Annotated in this window: 11 protein-coding genes and 1 pseudogene; 7 read left to right on the top strand and 5 right to left on the bottom strand. The window is 64.0% G+C overall.

Annotated features, from left to right (window positions below):
- Positions 1–2 precede the first annotated feature (2 nt).
- Together topA and X730_RS159480 are read right to left on the bottom strand one after the other, a co-directional pair.
- Positions 3–2,666, bottom strand: coding sequence for a type I DNA topoisomerase (gene topA / locus X730_RS159475; RefSeq protein ID WP_023825648.1), 2,664 nt, complete (start codon positions 2,664–2,666; stop codon positions 3–5).
- A gap of 316 nt (positions 2,667–2,982) precedes the next feature.
- Positions 2,983–3,360: a hypothetical protein gene (locus tag X730_RS159480; protein WP_023825647.1), complete on the bottom strand. Its 378-nt coding sequence runs from the start codon at positions 3,358–3,360 to the stop codon at positions 2,983–2,985.
- A gap of 218 nt (positions 3,361–3,578) precedes the next feature.
- Here X730_RS159480 and X730_RS159485 point away from each other — a divergent pair, with 218 nt between their 5' ends.
- The 4 genes from X730_RS159485 (at position 3,579) to X730_RS159500 (ending at position 8,693) form a co-directional block, all read left to right on the top strand.
- Positions 3,579–4,328 (top strand): cytochrome c biogenesis CcdA family protein, encoded by a 750-nt coding sequence (locus X730_RS159485; protein ID WP_023701183.1) that lies wholly within the window; start codon positions 3,579–3,581, stop codon positions 4,326–4,328.
- Between the two features lie 121 nt (positions 4,329–4,449).
- Positions 4,450–5,823 (top strand): bifunctional UDP-N-acetylglucosamine diphosphorylase/glucosamine-1-phosphate N-acetyltransferase GlmU, encoded by a 1,374-nt coding sequence (gene glmU / locus X730_RS159490; RefSeq protein WP_023825646.1) that lies wholly within the window; start codon positions 4,450–4,452, stop codon positions 5,821–5,823.
- Positions 5,824–6,018: 195 nt separating this feature from the next.
- On the top strand, positions 6,019–7,842 hold the full coding sequence (gene glmS / locus X730_RS159495) for a glutamine--fructose-6-phosphate transaminase (isomerizing) (RefSeq protein WP_023825645.1): 1,824 nt from the start codon (positions 6,019–6,021) through the stop codon (positions 7,840–7,842).
- A gap of 92 nt (positions 7,843–7,934) precedes the next feature.
- Entirely contained in the window at positions 7,935–8,693 is a 759-nt protein-coding gene (locus tag X730_RS159500; RefSeq protein WP_027050381.1) for a DUF502 domain-containing protein, read from the top strand.
- Here X730_RS159500 and recG read toward each other — a convergent pair.
- A pseudogene (gene recG, locus X730_RS01000000164175) lies at positions 8,645–10,760 on the bottom strand (ATP-dependent DNA helicase RecG). The gene X730_RS159500 and the pseudogene recG overlap by 49 nt on opposite strands.
- Before the next feature lie 314 nt (positions 10,761–11,074).
- Here recG and X730_RS159505 point away from each other — a divergent pair.
- From X730_RS159505 to X730_RS159515, 3 genes are all read left to right on the top strand, one after another.
- Positions 11,075–11,362 (top strand): succinate dehydrogenase assembly factor 2, encoded by a 288-nt coding sequence (locus X730_RS159505; RefSeq protein WP_023681561.1) that lies wholly within the window; start codon positions 11,075–11,077, stop codon positions 11,360–11,362.
- Positions 11,363–11,372: 10 nt separating this feature from the next.
- A complete protein-coding gene (gene mfd / locus X730_RS159510) occupies positions 11,373–14,870 on the top strand; it encodes a transcription-repair coupling factor (RefSeq protein WP_023825644.1) in 3,498 nt (1,165 codons plus the stop codon).
- Between the two features lie 135 nt (positions 14,871–15,005).
- Positions 15,006–16,379, top strand: coding sequence for a 3-deoxy-7-phosphoheptulonate synthase class II (locus tag X730_RS159515; protein WP_023825643.1), 1,374 nt, complete (start codon positions 15,006–15,008; stop codon positions 16,377–16,379).
- A 60-nt stretch (positions 16,380–16,439) separates the two neighbouring features.
- Here X730_RS159515 and X730_RS159520 read toward each other — a convergent pair whose 3' ends face one another.
- Positions 16,440–17,210 (bottom strand): RES family NAD+ phosphorylase, encoded by a 771-nt coding sequence (locus X730_RS159520; protein ID WP_023825642.1) that lies wholly within the window; start codon positions 17,208–17,210, stop codon positions 16,440–16,442.
- Positions 17,170–17,568 (bottom strand): MbcA/ParS/Xre antitoxin family protein, encoded by a 399-nt coding sequence (locus X730_RS159525; protein WP_023681556.1) that lies wholly within the window; start codon positions 17,566–17,568, stop codon positions 17,170–17,172. The genes X730_RS159520 and X730_RS159525 overlap by 41 nt, the downstream gene beginning before the upstream one ends.

Here is a 17,568-nt window from a genome sequence, read left to right as displayed (position 1 = left end):
TGCTATCCCTTTTTCTTCGCCGCCGGCTTCTTGGTCGCCGACTTCTTGGCTGTGGTTTTCTTGCCAGTGGTTGTTTTGGCAGTGGTTTTCTTGGCTGTGGGGGCCTTGGCGGCTGCCGCCTTGCGGAACGGCTTCTTGCCGCCGCCCTTGGCTTCCTTCTCGGCAATCAGCGCCACCGCGTCCTCGACGGTCACCGACTGCGGATCCTTGCCCTTGGGCAGTGTCGCGTTGACCTTGCCGTAGTTAACATAGGGCCCGTATTTGCCATCGCGCACGACGATCTTGCCGCCGCCATCGGGATGGTCGCCGAGTTCCTTCAGCGCCGCCGCGGTGCCGCCATTGCGGCCGCCCTTGCCCTTCAGCTGCTTCTCGGCGATCACGGTGACAGCGCGGTTGAGGCCGATCGAGAACACATCCTCTACGCTGTCGACATTGGCATAGGTGCCATCATGCAAAACGAATGGACCATAGCGGCCAAGCCCGGCGGAGATCATCTTGCCGGATTCAGGATGCTTGCCGATATCGCGCGGCAGCGACAGCAGCGCCAAGGCCTTTTCATGGTCGATCGAGTCGGGCGTCCAGCCCTTGGGCAGGCTGGAGCGCTTGGCTTCCTTGCCGTCGCCGCGCTGGATATAAGGACCGAAGCGGCCTGAGCGCAGCGTGATTTCCTCTGCCGTGTTGGGATCGTTGCCGAGGACCTTGGTGCCGTCCTCGCCGCCGCCATTCTCGCCATTCGGGTTGGCGGCGTCGCCGAGCTGGCGGGTAAAGGAACATTCCGGATAGTTGGAGCAGCCGACGAAGGCGCCGAACTTGCCGAGTTTCAGCGACAGATTGCCGGAGCCGCATTTCGGGCAGATGCGGGGATTCGAGCCATCCTCCCGCGCGGGGAACACCAGCGGCGCCAGTTCCTCGTTCAGCGCATCGAGCACGTCGGTGACGCGCAGTTCCTTGATGTCGGCGACGGCGCCGGAAAAGTCTTTCCAGAAGTCGCGCAGCACGTCCTTCCAGGCGAGCTTGCCGTCGGAAATCTCGTCAAGCTTTTCCTCGAGTGAGGCCGTGAAGTCATATTCGACATAACGCTCGAAGAAGCTTTCGAGGAAAGCCGACAGCAGCCGGCCCTTGGCCTGCGGCACCAGCCGGCGCTTGTCGATGCTGACGTAGTCACGGTCTTCCAACGTCTTCAGGATCGCGGTGTAGGTCGACGGACGGCCGATGCCGAGCTCTTCCAGCTTCTTGATCAGCGACGCCTCGGAATAGCGCGGCGGCGGCTCGGTGGTGTGCTGGGTGGCATTGATCGCCTGACGGGCCAGCTGCTCGCCGGCACGGATCTCGGGCAGGCGACGGTTTTCCTCGTCTTCGGCGTCCTCGTCCTTCTGGTCGGTGTAGGCGGCGATGAAGCCGTCGAAGCGAACGACCGAACCGACGGCGCGAAGCTCCGCCGTGCGGGCGCCATTGACCGCCTCGATTTCGACCGTGGTGCGCTCGATCTCGGCCGACTGCATCTGGCTGGCGATGGCGCGCTTCCAGATCAGCTCGTAAAGCCGCAGCTGGTCGGAATCGAGATACTGCCTGACCGAAGCCGGCGTGCGCATGAAATCGGTCGGGCGGACCGCCTCGTGCGCTTCCTGGGCGTTCTTGGCCTTGGCTGTGTACTGGCGCGGCTTTTCCGGGAGGTATCTTGGGCCGAATTCCTTGGCGATGGTGTCGCGGGCGGCGTCGATCGCCTCCGGCGCCATCTGCACGCCGTCGGTTCGCATATAGGTGATCAGGCCGGTGGTCTCGCCGCCGATCTCCATGCCTTCATAGAGGCGCTGCGCCACTTGCATGGTGCGCGTCGCCGAAAAGCCGAGGCCCGACGATGCCGCCTGCTGCAGCGTCGAAGTGGTGAAGGGCGGGCCAGGATTGCGCCGCGTCGGCTTGGCTTCCACCGACAGAGCCTTGAAGGTCGCGCCTTCAAGCATGCCCTTGATATCGTCGGCCTGCGCCTTGCTGGCGATGTCGAGCTTCTGCAGCTTCTTGCGCTCGAACGCGGTCAGCCGCGCCTCGAAGCTGTCGTTACGTGGCGTGCCGAGGAGGGCAGCGATCTGCCAGTATTCCTCGCGGACGAAACGTTCGATTTCGGATTCGCGGTCGCAGACCAGGCGCAGCGCCACCGACTGGACGCGGCCGGCGGAACGGGCGCCCGGCAATTTGCGCCACAGCACCGGCGACAGCGTGAAGCCGACGAGATAATCGAGTGCGCGGCGAGCCAGATAGGCATCGACCAATGGCGCATCGATCTGGCGCGGATTGGCCATCGCTTCCAGCACCGACGACTTGGTGATGGCATTGAAGACGACGCGGCTGACCGGCTTGTCCTTCAACACGCGCTTCTGCTTGAGCACCTCCAGCACGTGCCAGGAAATGGCTTCGCCCTCGCGATCCGGATCGGTGGCGAGGATCAGGCCATCGGCATCCTTGACCGCGTTGGCAATGTCGGCGAGGCGCTTTCCGGAAGCGGTGTCGACCGCCCAGGACATGGCGAAATCCTCGTCGGGACGCACCGAACCATCCTTGGCCGGCAGATCGCGGACATGGCCGAACGAGGCCAGAACCTTGAAGTTCTTGCCGAGATACTTGTTGATTGTCTTCGCCTTGGCCGGCGATTCGACGACGACGACGTCCATGAGGTCTCATATCAGCTGTGGGCGGCAGAAGAATTCCGCTGCGTGACGCATTTTTGTTGCCGCTCACATGGCCGCGCTTTTGCGATCGGTCAAGGGCAAGCGGCCAAAATGCGGAGGCGTCCGCCGCAATACACTCTAAGAGTGTATGGAGAAGACCACAAAATTTTTGCTTGGGACGGTTCGTGTTTGGAGCCACTGGGTAAGGCGCGCCGCGACCGGTTCGCGCTGCCTGTAAATGCAGAACTGGCCGCCGGGTCGTTGGAGCCGGCGGCCAGCTGAGTCCCGCCGAGCGGGCGCGGGATAGAGGTTCGGACGATCAGTCGGCCTTGACGATGTGCCAGACTTCGCCGACGCCGTCGCCGGTGATGTCACCGGCCTTCTTGTCCTTGATGAAGGTGTAGACCGGCTTGCCGTCATAGGCCCACATCTTGGTGCCGTCGGTGCGGTCGACGATGGTCCATTCGTCGTCCGCCTTGGCGCCCTCCTCGGCCTTCAGCGGCGGCCAGTTGGTGGCGCATTTGTCGTAGCAGTTGGTCTTGCCCTTCTCGTCCTTGTCATAGGTATAGAGCGTCATGCCACTGGCATCGGTGTAGATCTTGGTGCCACCGACTTCGGCTTCCTTCCACGCTTCGGCGGCGAAGGATGCGGCGGTGCTGAGCAGAAGGGCGGCCAAGCCGACGGTGATCGTTTTCATGGAAATCTCCCTGGTGATCCGACGAAGCGCGCAGAAATCGCGGCTTCGCTCTGTGAACGTTCGGCGAGGGATATTTCTTCCCCGGCTTGGTCAACTTGGGATTGGTCGGTAACAATTCGTCCGGCCGGACCGTATGTGTAGCCAAATGCCACACGATGGTGATTGGCGAACACGGTTTTGCACCGCTATACCGGCGCCAAGGAATCTGGAGTTCTGGAATGCCATTGGACATCGGCTATGTCAGCGCGGTCGGAGCGGGGGCGATCTCGTTCCTGTCGCCTTGCGTGCTGCCGCTGGTGCCTCCCTATCTCTGCTACATGGCCGGCGTGTCGGTCGACGATTTTCGCGGTGACGATGCCAGCGTCACGGCCAAGGCCGGCGCCCGCGGCGCGCTCATCTATTCCTCGCTCGCCTTCGTACTCGGTTTCTCCACCGTGTTCGTGGCGCTTGGCGCCGGCGCCTCGACCATCGGCCACTGGCTGCGCGTCTGGCAGGAGCCGCTGGCGATGGCGGCCGGGGTGCTGATCATCCTGATGGGGCTGAATTTCCTCGGCATCCTGCGCATACCGCTTCTGTCGCGCGAGGCGCGCTTTCAGTCGCAGGGCAAGCCTGCCAGCATGGTCGCCGCCTATGTCATGGGGCTGGCCTTCGCCTTCGGCTGGACGCCCTGCATCGGCCCGGTTCTGGGGCCGATCCTGACCTTGGCCGGCGGCCGCGAGACGGTGGGCGAGGGCGCTCTTCTGCTTGCCGCCTATTCGCTTGGCCTCGGCATTCCGTTCCTGATTGCTGCCCTGTTCTCCGGCGCCTTCATGCGCTTCCTCGGCAGGTTCCGCGTCCATCTCGGCCGCGTCGAAAAAGCCATCGGCGCGCTGCTGGTCGTCGCCGGCATGTTCTTCCTCACCGGCGGCGTGCAGACGGTGTCCTACTGGCTGCTCGAGAATTTTCCGGTGCTGGGCCGGCTGGGGTAGCGATCCGCTGATCGAGAGTGAACTGCCTCATCACCTCACCGGAATTTAACCGCATTGGTGCAGCATGACGCCAGATGCTACCACTCTGCGATTCCTGATCCCTTTCATACGGTTGCCATCCATGAGCCAGAGATCCTGCCTGTCCGTCATTCTCGCCGCCGGTGAAGGCACGCGCATGAAGAGCGCGATGCCGAAGGTGCTGCACCAGATCGCCGGACTGCCGATGGTCGCCCATGTGGTGAAAGCGGCCGAGGCCGCCGGCGCCCGCAGCCAGGCGCTGGTGATCGGCCATGGCGCCGATGATATGCGCAAGGCGGCGGCGAAATTCGCGCCCAAGGCCGAGACCTTCGTGCAGGAGAAGCGGCTCGGCACTGCGCATGCCGTGCGGGCTGCGCGCGATGCGATATCAAAGGGTTATGACGATATTCTCGTGATGTTCGGCGACACGCCGCTGATCGACGCTGAAGCCCTGGTGACCGCGCGGCAAAAGCTTGCCGATGGCGCGGCTGTTGTGGTGATCGGCTTCCGCCCGCCCAGCCCGGCCGGCTATGGCCGGCTGATCGAAAAAGGTGGCAAGCTCACCGCCATCCGCGAGGAGAAGGACTGCTCCGCCGAGGAAAAGAAGATCGGCTTCTGCAATGCCGGCATGATGGCGGTGGCCGGCGCTCATGCGCTCGAACTGCTCGACAAGGTCGGCAACAAGAACGCCAAGGGCGAGTACTATCTCACCGACATCGTCGAGATCGCCAGTGCGAAAGGGCTCGATGTCGTCGCCACCGAAACGAGCTTCGAGAGCGCGCTCGGCATCAACAACAGGGCCGAGCTGGCGCAGGCGGAAGGCATCTGGCAACAGCGTCGTCGGGACGAGGCGATGCTGTCGGGCGTAACGCTGATTGCGCCGGACACCGTGTATTTCTCGCACGATACCGAAATCGGCGCCGACACCATCGTCGAGCCCAATGTCTGGTTCGGCCCGGGCGTGAAAATCGCCGGCGGCGCCAAGATCCACGCCTTCAGCCACATCGAAGGCGCGACCGTCGCTGCCAATTGCGACGTCGGTCCGTTCGCACGGCTCAGGCCAGGCGCCGATCTCCGCGAGAAAGCCAAGGTCGGCAATTTCTGCGAGGTCAAGCAGGCGGTCATCGAGGAGGGCGCCAAGGTCAATCATCTGACTTATATCGGCGATGCCCGTGTGGGCGCGGGGGCCAATATCGGCGCCGGCACCATTACCTGCAACTATGACGGCTACTCGAAGTTTTTCACCGACATCGGCGAGGGCGCCTTCATCGGTTCGAACTCGTCGCTGGTGGCGCCGGTTACGATCGGCAAGGGAGGCTACATCGCCTCGGGTAGCGTCATAACCGAAAGCGTGCCGGACGATGCGCTGGCCTTCGGCCGCGCCCGCCAGAAGACCATTCCCGGCAAGGGCAAGGAATTGCGCGAGCGCTTCGCGTCTGCCGCAGCGGCGAAGAAAAAGGCCGGCACCGGCCATTAACCGCCGAAGCAATTGAACAACCGAGGAATTGCGGTAACCGGATTGCAAGAGCGGTGTGTCATGGTGCATCGGGTTGAGAAGCGTTCCGTTACAGCAGACGAAACGCAAAGTGACTTTCGCGGCGGGCCGGCAATCCCTAGATAGCGCTGGTTTTCCATCGGGACTGGTTTTCCAGCGGGAATTGGGGGCAGGCATATGTGCGGTATCGTCGGAATTGTCGGCCAGAGCCAGGTCGCGCCGCTCATCGTCGATGCGCTGAAGCGGCTGGAATATCGCGGCTATGACTCGGCCGGTGTCGCCACGGTCGAGCATGGCCGGCTTGGCCGCCGCCGCGCCGAAGGCAAGCTGATCAACCTCGAACGCCGGCTGAAGGACGAGCCGCTCGATGGCACGATCGGCATCGGCCACACGCGCTGGGCCACGCATGGCGTGCCCAACGAGACCAACGCCCATCCGCATTTTTCCGACGGCGTCGCCATCGTTCATAACGGCATCATCGAGAATTTCGCCGAACTGCGCGACGAACTGATCCGCGACGGCTATTCCTTCTCATCACAGACCGACACCGAGGTCGTGGCGCACCTGGTGGCGCGCGAACTCGCCAAAGGGTTGAAGCCGATCGAGGCGGCGCATCAGGCGCTGAAGCGACTGGAAGGCGCCTTTGCTCTGGCCATCATGTTCACCGGCGACGAGGACCTCATCGTCGGCGCCCGCAATGGCCCGCCGCTGGCCGTCGGCCATGGCGATGGCGAGATGTTTCTGGGCTCCGACGCCATCGCGCTGGCGCCCTTCACCAATTCCATCACCTACCTTGAAGACGGCGACTGGGCGGTGGTGCGCCGCGATGGCGTCACCATCTTCGACATCGACGGCAAAGAGGTTGCCCGCAAGCGCCAGCAATCGCTGTCGACCAGCTTCATGGTCGACAAGGGCAACCGCCGCCATTTCATGGAAAAGGAAATCCATGAACAGCCCGAGGTGATCTCGCATACGCTGGCGCACTACGTCGATTTCGTCTCTGGCCTGTCGAAGCCGCTGGAACTGCCGTTCGACTTCGCCAAGATCGGCCGGCTGGCGATCTCGGCCTGCGGCACCGCCTATCTCGCGGGGTTGATCAGCAAATACTGGTTCGAGCGCTATGCGCGGCTGCCGGTCGACATCGATGTCGCCTCGGAATTCCGCTACCGCGAAATGCCATTATCCGCTGATGATGCCGCCTTCTTCATCTCGCAGTCCGGCGAAACCGCCGACACGCTGGCCTCGCTGCGCTATTGCCGCAAGGCGGGCATGAAGATCGGCGCCATCGTCAATGTGCGCGAATCGACCATGGCGCGCGAATCCGACGTCGTGCTGCCGACGCTGGCCGGGCCGGAGATCGGCGTCGCCTCGACCAAGGCTTTCACCTGCCAGCTTTCGGTGCTGGCCTCGCTGGCGGTGCGTGCGGGTGTGGCGCGCGGCACGATCTCGAAGGATGAGGAAAAGACGCTGGTGCGCGCTCTTTCGGAGGCGCCTCGCTACGCCAACCAGGTACTGAAGCTCGAAGAGCAGATCGAGCGCATCGCGCGCGAAATCTCGCGCTACAAGGACGTGCTCTATCTCGGACGCGACACCAATTTCCCGCTGGCCATGGAAGGCGCGCTGAAACTCAAGGAAATCTCCTACATCCATGCCGAGGGTTATGCCGCGGGCGAACTGAAGCACGGGCCGATCGCGCTGATCGACGAGAACATGCCGGTCATCGTCATCGCGCCGCATGATCGCATCTTCGAAAAAACCGTGTCGAACATGCAGGAAGTGGCGGCGCGCGGCGGCAAGATCATCCTGATCACCGACGCCAAGGGCGCGGCGCAGGTCAGCGTCAAGACGATGGAGACGATCATCCTGCCCGACGTGCCGGAAATCATCTCGCCGATCATCTATGCGCTGCCGATCCAGATGCTGGCCTACTACGCCGCCGTGTTCATGGGGACGGACGTCGACCAGCCGCGCAACCTGGCGAAATCGGTGACGGTGGAGTAGTCGGCGCTCATCGGGGGTCTAAAAAACTTCGCAGTTCCAAAGCGCCGTCCGCTTCACTAGTGTGGCGCTGCAACCCGCGTCCCCGGTGAACCATGTCCGATGCTCCCAGAACTTCAGGCATGACCCGGCTGAGGAACTATTTCCTCACAGGCTTTATCGTCTGCGCGCCGCTGGCGATCACCGCCTATATCGCCTGGTCGTTCGTCGGCTGGGTCGATTCCTGGGTGAAGCCGTACATTCCGGCGCGCTACAGCCCCGACACCTATTTGCCGTTTCCGGTGCCCGGCTTCGGCCTGATCGTGGCGCTCGTGCTGATCACGCTGATCGGCTTCATGACCGCCAACATCGTCGGTCGCGCCATCGTCAATTTCGGCGAACGGCTGCTTGGCCGTATGCCGCTGGTGCGCGGCATCTACGGTTCGCTGAAGCAGATTTTCCAGACGGTGCTGTCGAACAAGGGCGATATGTTCCGCCAGGTCGGGCTGGTCGAATATCCGCGAAAAGGCGTCTGGTCGCTGGTCTTCGTCGCCAGCGAGAAGGAAACCGAGATCAACCAGAAGCTCGACCATGCAGGCGACCCGATGATCGCCGTGTTCATGCCGTGCACGCCGAACCCTACCACCGGTTTCCTGATGTACGTGCCGAAATCCGACATCGTGCTGCTCGACATGACGATCGAGGATGGCGCCAGGCTGATCGTCTCGGCCGGGCTGGTGGCGCCCGAAGTCAAGCCGAAAATGGTGACGATGAACGGCCAGCCGATCGACGGAGATCTCGCCAACCCGCCGCTTGGTGCTTTGGCTCAGCCGGCACGCAAGAGCCGCACGGCCTCGTCGCGGCCGAACAAATAGAGCAGCAGCCGCAGCGCCTCGCCGCGCTCAGACTGTAGTTCCGGATCACGCGACAGGATCAGCCTTGCATCGTCGCGGGCTGCTTCGAGCAAGTCGGCGTGCACCTCGATGCGCGCCACCTGGAAGCCCGGCGTGCCGGACTGGCGGGTGCCGAGCAATTCGCCTTCGCCGCGCAGCTTCAGATCCTCTTCGGCGATCAGGAACCCGTCCTCGGTCTCGCGCATCACCGACAGCCGGCGCTTGGCCGTTTCGCCGAGCGGGTCCTTGTAGAGCAGCACGCAGGAAGAAGGCTTGTCGCCGCGGCCGACGCGGCCGCGCAACTGGTGCAGTTGCGCCAGGCCAAAACGTTCGGCATGCTCGATGACCATGATGGTGGCGTCCGGCACGTCGACGCCGACCTCGATGACGGTGGTGGCGATCAGGATGCGGGTTTCGCCGGCCTTGAGCGCGCGCATCGCCTCGTCCTTTTCGGCGCCCTTCATGCGGCCGTGGACGAGGCCGATGCGATCGCCGAACAAGGGCTGCAGCGAGGCAAAACGGTCCTCGGCCGACATCAACTTGATCTCTTCGGATTCCTCGACCAGCGGGCAGATCCAGTAGATCTTCTGGCCGTCGGCAACCGCGTCCAGCATGCGACCGACCAGTTCGTCCAGCCGTTCCAGTGGCAGCGTGACGGTGCGGATCGGCTGGCGGCCAACCGGCTTTTCCGTCAGCTTGGAGACGTCCATGTCGCCGAAGGCGGTCAGCACCAGAGTGCGCGGGATCGGCGTCGCCGTCATCACCAGCATGTCGGGGGCGTCGCCCTTGGCGGTGATGGCAAGCCGCTGGTGGACGCCGAAGCGGTGTTGCTCGTCGACCACGGCAAAGACGAGGTCGTGATAGGTCACCGTTTCCTGGAACAGCGCATGGGTGCCGACGACGATGTCGATGTCGCCGCTGGCCAGGCCCGCCAGCGTATCGGCGCGTTCGCGGCCCTTTTCGCGGCCGGTCAGGATAGCGACGCGCAGGCCGGCCTGTTCGGCCAGCGGCGTGATTGTCGCCAGATGCTGGCGCGCCAGGATTTCGGTCGGCGCCATCAAGGCCGCCTGGCCGCCGGCCTCCACCGCGCGCCCCATGGCCAGCAGCGCCACCACCGTCTTGCCGGAGCNCGGAGCCGACATCGCCTTGCAGCAGGCGCAGCATGCGCTCGGGGTCGGCCAGATCGGCATTGATTTCGGCAAGCGCGAATTCCTGGCTGCCGGTCAATGAATAGGGCAGGGCTGCGCGCAGTTTCTCGACGATGCGACCGTCGCCGATGAGCGGCCGGCCCGACAGCCGGCGCACTTTTGCCCGCACCAATGCCAGCGAGACTTGGCCGGCGAGAAGCTCGTCATAGGCAAGGCGGCGCCATGCCACCCCCTCGATGGCGACATCGATCGGGTCCGCGGGATAGTGGATGCGGGCGAGCGCGTCGGCGAAGGCGGGGAAAGTCTGCTTGCGCATGAAGGCGCCGTCCTGCCATTCCGGCAATTCCGGCAGCCGGCCGAGCGCCTGGCCGATGGCGCGGCGCAGCACCTTGCCCGACAAGCCGGCGGTCAGCGGATAGACCGGTTCGACCAGCGGCAGTGTTTCCGCCTCGCTCACCAGGGCGATATGGTCGGGATGGACCATGGTCGGGCGGCCGTTGAACCACTCCATGCGGCCGGAGACGACGACATGCTCGCCCACTGGCATCGCTTTTTCGAGATAGGCGGCATGGGCGTGGAAGAAGATCAGGCCGATCTCGCCGGTGTCGTCATGGGCATAGACGCGGTAAGGCACCGACCGGTTGCCGCGCGGCGGCGGCTGGTGGCGGTCGATGCGCACGTCGAGCGTGACGATGGCGCCGGCCGGCGCAAGCGCGATGCCGGGACGATTGCGGCGGTCTATGACGGTGTGCGGCAGAACGAACAACAGGTCGCCGGCGCGCGCCGGCCGTTCGCCGAGATCGGCCGCCACCACCTTCTCGATCAGAGCGCCAACCTTGGGGCCGACGCCGGCAAGCGAAGTGATCGGGACGAAGAGAGGGTCGAGGAGGGAGGGGCGCAAGGCTTCACTCTCCCCCCTGTGGGGAGGGTCGATCCGCGAAGCGGAGCGGGATGGGGGTAGGTGCGCGGCTAACTTTCGAGGAAGTCGGTAGGTCAGCGCCGCACCCCCACCCCGTCTCACTCGCTTCGCTTTGCGAAGCGTGCTCGCCGACCCTCCCCACAAGGGGGAGGGTGAAGTGCGGGCGGTGTCCGGCACCAGCGTTGTCAGGAGTGTTCTTCACACCCGGGATGTTTAGCCGCCCACCCGTGCGTTGCAAGGCTGACACCGCCCTCTATCCACGCTATATGCGCCGCACCAAGCAAGGATGCGGCACGATGACCGGGACGAAACGATCAAGCGAGGGGCTGGATATCAGGCGCCGCAAGCTGTTGTTCCGCTCCTGGCATCGCGGGATGCGCGAGATGGACCTTATCCTCGGTACGTTTGCCGACAACGAGATCGGCGCCTTGACCGGCGATGAAATCGACCAATATGAAAGGCTCCTCGACATCCCCGACACCGAATTCCTGCCCATGGTCACCGGCGAACGCCCGGTTCCCAGGAATATCGACTGTGCCGTCCTGCAAAAGATCTTGGCATCGCGCCGGACCATGACATTTTAAACGTGCAACCATGAGCCTCATTCCCAAAATCGGTCTGCCGAAAGGCCGTGCCGGCCAGTTCATCGTCGACGGCGTTGCCGATGGCTACGAAGCCTTTGCGCTGGTGCAGGCGATCCATGAGATTGCGCCTGACAAACCGGTGCTGTTCGTGGCGCGCGACGGCCAGCGCCTGCCGTTGATCATCGAGGCGCTGACCTTTGCCGCCCCCGGCCTGCCGGTGCTGGAGTTGCCGGCCTGGGATTGCCTGCCCTATGACCGCGTTTCGCCAGGCTCCGATGCCGCCGCCAAGCGGCTCGACGCCCTGACGGCGATGATCGCGCTGGCAAAAAAGCCGCATCGCGCGGTCATCCTGACCACTGCCAATGCACTGCTGCAGCGCATTCCGCCGGCCGATCTGGTCGAAGCGCAGACTTTCCACGCAAAGCCCGGCAACCAGATCGACATGAACGCGCTGGTGTCCCGGCTGGAGATTTCCGGCTTCGAGCGAGTGCCGACGGTGCGCGGTATCGGCGAATTCGCCGTGCGCGGCGGCATCCTCGACCTCTACGCGCCCGGCTGGACGGAAGCACTGCGGCTCGATTTCTTCGGCGACACGCTGGAATCGATCCGCGTCTTCGACGCCGCCACGCAGCGCACAACCGGCCAGCGCAAGTCGATGGCGCTGCAGGCGATGAGCGAAGTGGCGCTGACGCCCGAAACCATCAGCCGCTTCCGGCGCTCCTATATCGAAGCCTTTGGCGCGCCGCAGCGCGACGACGGCCTTTATGCGGCGGTGAGCGAAGGGCGGCGCTTTGCCGGCATGGAGCACTGGCTGCCGCTGTTCTACGAGCGGCTGGAGACAGTGTTTGATTATCTGCCGGATGCGCCTGTCATCTTCGACCATCTGGCGCACGAAGCGCTGGCTGAGCGTCACACGCTGATCCTCGACCACTACGAAGCGCGCCGCAAACAGGCCGACGCCGCCTTGAAGGACGCCGTGCCCTACAAGCCGGTGGCGCCGGACCTGCTCTATCTCTCACCGGAAAACCTCGTGGCGTCGCTCGGACCGCGCGAAGCCATCGACTTCACCGCCTTCGACGCGCCCGATGTCGGGGCCAAAAAGGTGTTCCATGGCGGTTCGCGCCACGGTCGCAGCTTCGCCGAAGAACGTGCCGACCCCAACGCCAACGTCTTCGACGTCGTCGTAAAACACATCGCCGACGAGCGCGCGGCGCGCCGGCGGGTCATCGTCGCCGGTTGGACCGAAGGATCGCTCGATCGGCTCGGCCAGATCCTGGCCGAGCATCATCTCGGCAATCTCGTGCCGGTGGCGACGTTGGCCGAAGCCGAAAAGCTCGAGCCGGGGCAGGCCGCCCTTGCGGTGCTGCCACTGGAATCCGGCTTCGAGACCGAACAGCTGGTTGTCGTCGCCGAGCAGGACATTCTGGGCGACCGGCTGATCCGCCGCTCGAAGCGCAAGAAGCGCGCTTCGGATTTCATTGCCGAGGCCTCGTCTCTGTCGGCCGGCGACATCGTCGTCCACGCCGATCACGGCGTTGGCCGCTTCATCGGCCTGCGCACCATCGAGGCGGTCGGCGCGCCGCATGACTGCCTGGAAATCCACTATGCCGGCGACGACCGGCTGTTCCTGCCGGTGGAAAACATCGAGCTTCTGTCGCGCTACGGCTCTGACACAGCCGAGGCGACGCTGGACAAGCTCGGCGGCGGCGCCTGGCAGTCGCGCAAGGCGCGGCTAAAGAAGCGCCTGCTCGACATGGCCGGACAGCTGATCCGCATTGCCGCCGAGCGCCAGATGCGTACCGCGCCGCCCATGGTGCCGGCGGAAGGGCTTTACGGCGAGTTCTCGGCCCGCTTTCCCTATGAGGAGACCGACGACCAGCAGGGCGCGATCGATGCCGTCGTGGACGATCTCGGCGCCGGCAAGCCGATGGACCGGCTGATCTGCGGCGATGTCGGCTTCGGCAAGACCGAAGTGGCGTTGCGCGCCGCCTTCATCGCGGCGATGGAAGGGTTCCAGGTCGCGGTCGTGGTGCCGACGACGCTGTTGTCGCGCCAGCATTTCAAGACCTTTTCGCAGCGCTTCTCCGGCCTGCCGATCCGCGTCGGCCAGGCCTCGCGGCTGGTCGGCGCCAAGGAACTGGCGGAAACCAAGAAAGCCATCGCCGAGGGGCAGGTCGACATCGTCATCGGCACCCATGCACTGCTCGGGTCGGCGATCTCGTTCAAGAATCTCGGCCTGCTGATCATCGACGAGGAGCAGCATTTTGGCGTCAAGCACAAGGAGCGGCTGAAGGACCTCAAGACCGATGTCCACGTGCTGACGCTGTCGGCGACGCCGATCCCGCGCACGCTGCAGCTTGCCTTGACCGGCGTGCGCGAACTGTCGCTGATCGCCACGCCGCCGGTCGACCGCATGGCGGTGCGCACCTTCATCTCGCCTTTCGACCCGCTGGTCATCCGCGAGACGCTTCTGCGCGAACGCTACCGCGGCGGCCATTCCTTCTATGTCGTTCCGCGCATCAGCGATCTCGCCGAAATCCATGATTTCCTGCGCGAATCCGTCCCCGAGCTGAAGGTGGCGGTGGCCCATGGCCAGATGCCGCCGGGCGAACTCGACGACATCATGAACGCCTTCTATGACGGCCAGTACGACGTGCTGTTGTCGACCACCATCGTCGAATCCGGGCTCGACATTCCGACCGCTAACACGCTGATCATCCATCGCGCCGATATGTTCGGCCTGTCGCAGCTCTACCAGCTGCGCGGCCGCGTCGGCCGTTCCAAGGTGCGGGCATATGCGTTGTTCACGCTGCCGGCCAACCGCAAGCTCACCGACACGGCCGAGCGCCGGCTGAAGGTGCTGCAGTCGCTGGACACGCTTGGCGCGGGCTTCCAGCTCGCCAGCCACGACCTCGACATCCGTGGCGCCGGCAACCTTCTGGGCGAAGAGCAATCCGGTCATATCAAGGAGGTCGGATTCGAGCTCTACCAGCAGATGCTGGAGGAGGCGGTGGCCGAGGTGAAGGATTCCGGCGAGGTGCAGGATGGCGGCTGGTCGCCGCAGATCGCCGTCGGTACGGCGGTCATGATCCCGGAAAGCTACGTGCCGGACCTGCAGCTCAGGCTGGCGCTTTACCGCCGCCTTGGCGATCTCGAAAACACGGAGGAAATCGACGCCTTTGGCGCCGAGCTGATCGATCGTTTCGGTCCGCTGCCGGAGGAAGTGAAACATCTTCTCAAGATCGTCTTCCTCAAGGCGCTCTGCCGCAGGGCCAATGTCGAAAAGCTCGATGCCGGCCCCAAGGGCGTCGTCATCCATTTCCGCAAGCGCGAGTTTTCCAACCCGGTCGGGCTGGTCAAATACATCGGCGAACAGGGCTCGCTGGCCAAGATCAGGGCCGACCACAGCGTGGTCTTCATCCGCGACTGGCCGACGGCGGAAAAGCGCCTGGCGGGCTCGGCTGTCGTCATGACGCAGTTGGCGCGGCTGGTGGAGAAGGCCGCATAGCCCGCCGGCTACCATTCGCCAGCGCTTGAATTCCGGTCTAGAATAGGAAATCGGCTTCGTGTATGGAGCCGCGATCCCCATGTGGGGCAGGAATGGCGGGCAAAAGCCTGCTGGAAAAGGCGTTTGGGTGCAGCGATGACGAAATGGTCGCCGAATTCTTGGAGAGCGAAGCCGATCAAGCAGGTTCCTGGCTATCCGGACCTTGCCGCGCTGAAGAGCACGGAAGCCCAGCTCGCCACCTTTCCGCCGCTGGTTTTTGCCGGTGAGGCGCGCAAGCTGAAGAAGCAGCTTGCGGCTGTCGCTGCCGGTGATGCATTCCTTCTCCAGGGCGGCGATTGCGCCGAGAGTTTCGCCGAACATGGCGCGGACAACATCCGCGACTTCTTCCGCGTCTTCCTGCAGATGTCGGTGGTGCTGACCTTCGCCGGCGCGCAGCCGGTGGTGAAGGTCGGCCGTGTCGCCGGCCAGTTCGCCAAGCCGCGCTCCTCCGACAACGAGACCAAGGGCGAGGTGACGCTGCCGAGCTATCGCGGCGACATCATCAACGGCATCGAGTTCGACCCGAAGTCGCGTATTCCCGACCCGGCCCGCCAGGAGATGGCCTACCGGCAATCGGCGGCGACGCTCAACCTTTTGCGCGCTTTCGCCCAGGGCGGCTATGCTAGCCTGGAGAACGTGCACCGCTGGATGCTCGGTTTCGTCTCTGACAGCCCGCAGGGCGAGAAGTATGGCATGCTCGCCAACCGCATCACCGAGACGATGGACTTCATGAAGGCCGTCGGCATCACTTCCGAGACCAATTACGCGCTGCGCGAGACCGACTTCTACACCAGCCACGAAGCGCTGCTGCTTGGCTATGAAGAAGCACTGACCCGCGTCGATTCGACCTCTGGCGACTGGTACGCTACCTCCGGCCATATGATTTGGATCGGCGACCGCACCCGCCAGCCCGACCATGCCCATGTCGAATATTGCCGCGGCATCAAGAACCCGCTTGGCCTCAAATGCGGCCCGTCGCTGACGGCTGACGGTCTGCTGGAGCTGATCGACCTGCTCAATCCGGAGAACGAGCCGGGCCGGCTGACGCTGATCGCCCGCTTCGGCTCCGACAAGGTCGCCGACCATTTGCCGAAGCTGGTGCGCGCGGTGCAGAAGGAAGGCAGAAGCGTCGTGTGGTCGTCCGATCCGATGCACGGCAACACCATCGAGGCAGCCGGCTACAAGACGCGGCCGTTCGACCGCATCCTCAAGGAAGTGCAGACCTTCTTCGAGGTGCATCGCGCTGAGGGCACGCACCCCGGCGGCATCCATGTCGAGATGACCGGCAAGAACGTCACCGAATGCACCGGCGGCGCCCGCGCCATCACCGCCGAGGAGCTGCAGGACCGCTACCACACCCATTGCGACCCGCGCCTCAACGCCGACCAGGCGATCGAGCTGGCCTTCCTGGTGTCGGATCTCTTGAAGAAGAGCCATCCGGTGCAGCACAAGCAGGCGGTGAACGGCTAAGAGCCTGTTTTCAGAATTGAAATGATAAGCGCCAGAGAAATCCGGCGCTTTTTCGTTTGATCAACGCCCGCGTTCCCAGCGCAATCCGTTGAGCCGGGGATCATTGGCGAAGGCGGTTCTGGAAAACTCGATCCGCTTCTCCGGAAATTCTGAGATGGCCTGGACGCCGAACGCGCCGAGCCGGATGCGCCAGGTATGCGGCTCCAGCGGCTTGGCCTTGGCAAAACCGCGGCATGTCAGCAGCGCCACATTGACGCCCTTCGGGTCGCGCGCCGAACGGTAACGGATCGCCTCCAGCCCAGCCTCACGCGCGACATCGGCAATCGCCTGGCTGGCGGCATAGTCGGTCGGATGCGTCCAATGGGCCCGATCGCGGTTGAGCGGCGGCCGCGTCAGGTCGATGGCATTGTCGGTACGGATCGCGGCGGCGAAGGCGGTGTATTCGGCGGCGTCGTGCGGCCATGGCGTCTCGGGCGAATCGGCGAAGAACAGCAGGCGGTAGAAGGCCATTTCGGCGACCGCCGTCATGATCGTCTTCGCCGCGTAGTAGACCCCCAGAGTGCGGCCGGCGCGGCGGAAGCGCGAGCCGTAGGGATAGATCGAGCCGTAGCGGAAGGGCGTCGCCAGCAGATAGTGGAGATGCCTGCATTCCATGGGGATCTGCGGCTTGGTCTCCTCGATCAGATCCTCGAGCAGCGCCTGTTCGTCCAGCGTGTCAACGATCTTCAGGGTCGAGACGCGGTGCTGCGCCTCGACCATGCGCCAGTATTTGCCGTCGAGCCGGACGGCTTCAGACGAGAGCGCGTCGGGAGTCCAGATAGGCAATGACATCGACAAGCCCGGTAATGGTGAGGATCTTTTCAAGCGGGCTGCCATCGAACGCGGTATTGGCGTTCTTCAGCCATGCCCGGGCTATCGTCTCGTCACCGCCGACAATGGCGTCGAGCGAACGGAACAGCCGCACGAACAGCACCGCGAGTTCGAACGGCTTGGTGCCGCGCTCCAGCAGGAATTCCTGCCTGCGCATGCGTGAAACCGTGGCTTCCGAGACGCCGATGATCGACGCAAGCACCCTGGCGGTTATATCCAGGAGTTCGGCGGCGCGCAGCGTGGCCTTGGTCAGAACCGCATTTTCGGCCGCCTTCGCGGTCAGATCAGGGGCGGCAGCATTGGGTTGTGTAACAGACAT

The organism is Mesorhizobium sp. L103C131B0 (genome assembly GCF_000502275.1).
GTDB lineage: Bacteria > Pseudomonadota > Alphaproteobacteria > Rhizobiales > Rhizobiaceae > Mesorhizobium.
The sequence above is the reverse complement of the archived record's forward strand: the minus strand, read 5'-3'. Positions and strand labels throughout refer to the sequence as shown.